Source organism: Undibacterium sp. Di26W, assembly GCF_049340265.1.
Taxonomy (GTDB): Bacteria; Pseudomonadota; Gammaproteobacteria; order Burkholderiales; family Burkholderiaceae_D; genus Undibacterium.
Window position 1 is genome coordinate 19,743 of the sequence record NZ_JBMPOR010000042.1, and the last position, 7,321, is coordinate 27,063.

The window sequence follows — 7,321 nt, forward strand, 5'->3', positions numbered from 1 at the left end:
TTGTCTGTAATGGGCAATCGTCATCTGGGGACGTTGTGCGTATTACGAAGCGCTTACAGGTACCCTCTACAATCTTGAATGCCCTTATTTTTCTGACCAGTACCCAAGCCGATCCTGCCTGGTTGTTGGCAGCTTGAATAATTGCGTGATCGTGCGGAAACGATACAACACATTGAGTCAAATCAATTATTTCGATGCTATTATTCCATTTCGCCTATGGACGTCTTGAAATGAATTGACTGATTTTGATGGTAAATAGTTTCCATTTGGAACTATTTAACGGGAGTTGCCTGTTTTGCATTGTGTCTGCCTGGGCTCATGCAGCGGTCTGCACTGTGACGAAAGACAGTATTTTCATTCGCTTAAACCTGATGTGGTGCATGGAAAATAATAAAAAAATGAATTCAACGCTGCCATTTCAAGCTCTCTCAATATTGTTGGCATCCTGCCTGGCACGCTACAGATCCAATTCCCTGTTCCAACATAATGCCTGTCCATCGGACCAGGTGTTGTCTCGCTATCTGCTCCCATGACACAAGCAACTTATCATTTCATCTCTGGCCTGCCGCGTTCTGGCTCCACCTTGCTGGCGGCTTTGCTTTTGCAAAACCCGCGTTTTCATGCAGGCATGACCAGCCCGGTCGGCACTTTATATACCAGCATGTTGCATCAGTTTGGTGCCGGCACTGAATTTGGGCCTGTCATCACCAAGGCCGAACGCAAGCGTCTGGTCCGTGGCCTGTTTGATTCTTATTATGCCGAGCATGCGGAGAAGAGCGTGGTATTTGATACCAATCGCATGTGGACAGCACATTTACCCATGTTGATGGATCAGTTTCCCGGCTCCAAGGTGATTGCCTGTGTACGCAATGTCGCCTGGGTGATGGATAGCATAGAGCGCAAGTATGCATCTGACCCGTATGAAATCACACGCCTGTTCAATGACGACAATGAACGGGCAACGGTCTACAGCCGGGTAGAGACGCTGGCACAACGCAACCGCATGGTGGGTTACCCCTGGGCTGCCCTGAAGAGTGCTTTCTATAGCGAACATGCGGCTTCCATGCTGCTCATTGATTATGACTTGCTGGCGCAGGCACCACAAAAAGTGCTGCCGCTGATTTATGACTTTATCGGTGCCGAACCATTCGAGCATGATTTCCAGAATATCCAGTATGACGCACCGGAATTTGATGCGCCTTTAGGCATGCGTGGCCTGCACAAGGTCAGGCCAGAAGTCAGCTTCCAGGCCCGCGATACCATACTGCCCCCCGATTTATTTCAGCAATACAGCCAGCTATCGTTCTGGAAAGATACGACTGGTAGCCGCGCCAATGTCATTACCGCCAAATTTATTCCAAATTCTACTGAAGACTGAAGATGATACCGACCAATCCCCTGAATCCAGCCACTTCTGAAGCCAATTCATCTTCTGGTTCTTCGTTAGATTTTGCATTTGACCCCTTACATCCAAACCAGACAGATGGTTTGCCGTCTGTTGCTACTGCGGCTGTTGCTCCGCCTGTTCCCGTCATTCCCCAAACCGCAGTTGCACCATCCATTAACGCCCCTGCGCCTGTCGCAGCCGCAACACCTCATGAAGTGGTGTTTGTCGATACCTCGCTGCAAAACTGGCAAAGCCTGATAGGGAATATCAAGCCCGGCACAGAAGTTATCACACTGGACCCGCTGAAAAATGGTGTACAGCAAATGGCCGATGCGCTGCAAGGCAAGGCGGATATCACTGCTGTTCACATCGTCTCGCATGGTGGTGAAGGGTATCTGGTGGTCGGCAATACCATGCTGTCTTCCTATAACCTGACAGACTATCAGGCCAGCCTGGCGACCATACAAAAGGCAATGGCACCAGGGGCGGATATTTTGCTGTATGGCTGTGATGTGGCGAAAGGCGAAACTGGTGCCAACTTTGTGAATCAGTTGGCCAAAGTGACTGGCACAGATGTCGCTGCATCGACCAATGACACCGGAGTGCATGGTGACTGGACACTGGAATATCACAGTGGTGCAGTGGAAACCACGGCAATCTCGGCCCAGCAATATCAATTTGACCTGGCAACCATCAAGGTTACCAACCTGAATGACAGTGGTGCCGGGTCTTTACGGGCTGCAGTGGCTGCCACTATAGGTGATGGAGGGGCTGACACCATTGTTTTTGATCCAGCCCTGTTTGCCAGTGGTGCAGCAACGCTGACTCTGACCTCTGGTGCAATCAATGTAGATTCAGCAAATAATGGTGATGCGCTGACCATCGTTGGTGCGGGTGAAAACCTGCTGACCATCAGCGGTAATAATAGTTCGCCAATTTTTACCTCTGTAGCTACTTACGGTGCGCCCAATACTTCGGCACTCAGCATTTCTGGCATGACATTGTCCAATGCCAGTGGCGCGTATGGTGCGATTGCCATGATGTACTCAGGCTCATTGACCATTGATCACGTTGCTATCAGGAATAACAATTCAACGAGCAAGGGCGCTGGATTGGTATTCTATGATGCGGGGGCATCTGTCAGCATCAGCAATACCACGATCGCCAATAATACGGCTACTGCCACGTACTCATCTGGTAATGGCGGTGGTGCCTATGTCAAGGCAGCGAATGTCACCATCTCCAATACCACCATCAGTGGCAATGCTGCCAGCAATGGCCGTTACGGCGGCGGTATTTCCGTTGGCGCCAGTGCTGGTGCGACACTGACAAATCTGACGATTGTAGGTAACTCTGCCGGTAAGACTGGCGACAATACCGGCGGTGGCGGCGGGATCAGTCTCTCAGGTACCGGCGCGAAAACACTGACGAACTCAACCATCGTCGGTAACGCTTTTGTTGGCGGCAACGGTGCGGCAATTGGCGGTGGCGGTTTGTATGTAACGCACAACAGCGGCACTGTCACGTTAACAAATAGCATCATAGCCAACAATAGCAGTACCAATAATCTTTCTGCCGACGATGATGTTTTTGTCAGCACAGCGACTACCCTGACAGGCAGCAATAACCTGATCATCAGCACGGTAGGAACTACTGGCAGCGGTAGCAATACCACGACCGGTACCATCACTACGCTGGGCAGTGCACTGGGTGCTCTGGCCAATAATGGCGGCGCAGTACAGACCGTCGCTATCCTGTCTGGCAGCAATGCCATCAACGCTGGTACATCGGCTGGCGCACCGGTAACGGATGCCCGTGGTTTTGGCCGTGGTGGTTCGACCGACATCGGTGCTTACGAATCCAGCGACAATGGCAGCTTCAATTTCAGCGGTGTCATGTCGCCCGCCAATGGTGTCGTTGATGTTCCTGTCAATTACGATCTGGTCATAGATTTTGGTGAGGCTGTTACCGCTGTTGCCGCTAAAAATATCGTTATCTACCGCCAGTCGGATAACGCGATACTGGAAACCATCGCTGCGACAGACAGCAGCAAGGTAACTTTCAGCAGTGGCACTGGTGGTGCCAACAGCAAGGTCACGATTAATCCCACAGCCAATTTTGCGGGCACCACGGCATATTATGTCCTGATTGACAGTGGTGCTTTTAAAGATGGCGCGAACAAGACCTTTAACGGTATTTCATCGACCTCAGCCTGGTCATTTACCTCGGCGGTACCACCGCCATCCATCACCAGCGCTGTGTATGACGCCAGCGCAGGTACGCTCACAATTACCGGTGTGGATATCATCAATGGTGGTGCAGTTGATGTCACCAAACTGTCACTGACTGGCCAGGCGGGTTCTTATACGCTGACCAATACGCCAGCTGTGACCGCCAGCAGCGTGACAACGATCAGTTTTACCCTCAATGCCACTGACAAGCTTAATATTAACGGCATATTGAACAAGAATGGTACTGCAGCCGTTGATACCACCACCTTCAACCTGGCCGCAGCAGCTAACTGGATGACAAGTGCGCCAAGCGATTTGACCAGTAATGCTGTGACAGTCTCCAACGTCAGCACCCCCACGATTACCTCCGCGACCTACGATGGCACCTCCCACGTCTTCACCGTCACCGGCACCAATCTGGTTAAAACCATCGGTGCCACCAACGACGTCACCATTTCCACATTAACGATCACCGGCGAAGGTGGTGCGACACGTACCCTGAGCACCACTGGCAATGTCGAAGTGACTTCAGCCACCAGCTTTACGTTCACACTCGCTGGTGCCGACATTGCCGCAGTCGATAATTTGCTTAATAAAAATGGCACCTCATCGGCCAGCAGTTCCACCAGCTACAACCTGGCTGCCGCCGACGACTGGAACAGCGTCATCACCGGTGGCAACATTCAGGATTTGACCGGCAACGGCATTACCGTCGCCAATGCTGCACCAAGTATTTTGAGTTCCACCTACGATGCGTCGACCGGCATTCTGAGCGTCTCTGCCGTCAACATCGTCAATGGCGACACCATTGATGTGTCCAAACTGTCGATCACAGGTCAAGCCGGGTCTTATACCCTGACCACCGCCAACGTCACCGCCAGCAGCAGTACCGCCTTTGCCGTGACCCTGAACGCCGCCGACAAACTGGCCATCAACGGCATCCTGAATAAAAATGGCACCTCTGCGGTTGACACAACGACTTTCAATTTAGCTGCTGCAGCTTCCTGGGATCAGACAACGACCTCCAGTGCCGACCTGACCGGCAACGCCGTCACCGTCTCGAATGTATCTGCCCCAACGATTACTTCAGCGACTTATGATGGTACCTCTCATGTCTTCACCGTCACTGGCACCAACCTGGTTAAAACCATCGGTGCCACCAACGACGTCACCATTTCCACATTAACGATCACTGGCGAAGGCGGCGCAACCCGCACTCTGAGTACCACCGGCAATGTCGAAGTGACTTCGGCCACCAGCTTTACCTTTACTTTGGCCGGTGCCGACATCGCCGCTGTTGATCTCTTGCTCAACAAGAACGGCACCTCGTCCGCCAGCAGTTCTACTACGTATAACCTCGCTGCTGCCGACGACTGGAACAGCGCCATCACCGGTGGCAACATCGCTGACCTGACCGGCAACGGCATCACCGTCTCCAATGCCGCACCTAGCATACTCAGTTCCACCTACGATGCCAGCACCGGCATTCTGAGCGTGTCCGCCGTCAACATCGTCGGTGGTGACACCATCGATGTCAGTAAGTTATCTGTGACTGGCCAGGCTGGTTCCTACACCCTGACCACCGCCAATGTCACCGCCAGCAGCAGTACCGCCTTCGCAGTGACCTTGAACGCTGCCGACAAACTGGCCATCAACGGCATCCTGAACAAGAACGGTACATCTGCCGTTGATACCACCACCTTCAACCTGGCAGCCGCTGCTTCCTGGAATCAGACAACGACCTCCAGTGCCGACCTGACCGGCAATGCCGTCACCGTCTCGAATGTATCTGCCCCCACGATTACCTCTGCAACTTATGACGGTACCTCTCATATCTTTACCGTCACCGGCACCAATCTGGTTAAAACCATCGGTGCCACCAACGACGTCACCATTTCCACCCTGACCATTACCGGTGAAGGCGGCGCAACCCGTACTTTGTCCACCACCGGCAATGTAGAAATTACATCCGCCACCAGCTTTACCTTTACCCTCGCTGGTGCAGATATTGCTGCGGTAGATGCCATTTTAAATAAAAACGGCACCTCGTCCGCCAGCAGCGCCACCTCCTACAACCTGGCCGCTGCCGACGACTGGAACAGCGTCATCACCGGTGGCAACATCCAGGATCTGACCGGCAACGGCATCACCGTCTCCAATGCCGCACCTAGCATACTCAGTTCCACCTACGATGCCAGCACCGGCATTCTGAGCGTGTCCGCCGTCAACATCGTCGGTGGCGACACCATTGATGTATCGAAGCTGTCCATCACTGGTCAGGCTGGTTCTTACACCCTGACCACCGCCAACGTCACCGCCAGCAGCAGTACCGCCTTCGCCGTAACCCTGAGCGCCACCGACAAGCTCGCCATCAACGGCATCCTGAACAAGAACGGTACATCTGCCGTTGATACCACCACCTTCAACCTGGCAGCCGCTGCTTCCTGGAATCAGACAACGACCTCCAGTGCCGACCTGACTGGCAACGCCGTCACCGTCTCGAATGTATCTGCCCCCACGATCACCTCAGCCACCTACGATGTCACCACCCACATCCTGAGCGTCACCGGCACCAACCTGGTCGGCACCCTGGGTGCCGCCAATGACATCACCGTTGCTGCCCTTACCATCAAAGGCGAAGGCGCTGCTACCCGGACCCTGTCTACCAGCGTCAATGTCGAAGTCACCTCCGCCACCAGCTTTAATGTCGCCGTGGCAGGTGCCGACCAGGCTGCTGTGGAAGCCCTGTTCAACAAAAACGGCACCGCCTCCACCAGTGGCACCACCTACAACCTGGCCGCAGCGGACGACTGGGACAGCGTCATTACCGGTGGCAACATCGCCGTCACCACCACCGCCATTACCGTCTCCAATGTCCCGGTCCCGACCATCACCTCCTCGATCTACAACGCCAACACCGGCGTGCTGACCGTGACAGGGACTGGCATGACTGGTTTGACCGGTGCCACCAATGACATTGTTGCCAACAAATTCAGCCTGCAAGGCGAAGGCGGTGCCAGCTATACCCTGACCACCACCAGTAATGTCGAGATCACCTCCGACACCTCGTTCACCCTGACCCTGAGTGCCGCAGACAGGCTGGGGGCCAATCTCATCATGAACAAGAATGGTCCCAGCTCCACCAGTGTCAACACCTACAACCTGATCGCCGCCGAAGACTGGAATGCCGGGGCCGATGCCGCTGTCGTCATTGCCGATTTGACCGGCAATGGCATTACCGTCACCAACGTAGTGGCCCCGACCGTCACTTCCGCCACCTACAACGTCGCCACAGGTGTGCTGGTCGTTACCGGCAACAACTTCCTGACACTCACAGGTGCTGCCAATGACATCACCGCCAACCGCATCCGCTTCCTCGGACAAGGTGCCTTCAACTACACCCTGACCGATACCGCCAACGTCGACATCACCTCCAACACCAGCTTCAGCATGACCATGAGTGCCAACGACAAGGCAGCCCTGGCACTGAGGATGAACAAGGATGGCACCTCTTCGACCGACACCACCACCTACAACCTCGGCATGCTGGAAGACTGGAATACCGGTGCTAACGTGGCCGTCGTCATTGCGGATCTGTTTGGCAACCCCATTACCGTCACCGGCAACAACGTCGCCCCCGTCATCGGCGGCGTCGTCGCTGGCCAGGCCGGCAGCGAAACCACCCCGGTATCGCCATTTGCTG

2 protein-coding genes are annotated in these 7,321 nt (G+C 54.1%); both read left to right on the forward strand.

Going from position 1 to position 7,321, the window contains the following annotated elements:
• Positions 1 to 529 precede the first annotated feature (529 nt).
• A complete protein-coding gene (locus ACO0LM_RS27960; RefSeq protein ID WP_423042118.1) occupies positions 530 to 1,378 on the forward strand; it encodes a sulfotransferase in 849 nt (282 codons plus the stop codon).
• A 2-nt stretch (positions 1,379 to 1,380) separates the two neighbouring features.
• Positions 1,381 to 7,321: DUF4347 domain-containing protein (locus tag ACO0LM_RS27965; RefSeq protein ID WP_423042120.1), on the forward strand; the 5,941-nt coding region annotated here is incomplete at its 3' end.

Excerpts from the sequence above, each read along its gene's own strand:
- ACO0LM_RS27960 (WP_423042118.1), top strand. The coding sequence starts at position 530 with ATGACACAAGCAACTTATCATTTCATCTCTGGCCTGCCGCGTTCTGGC.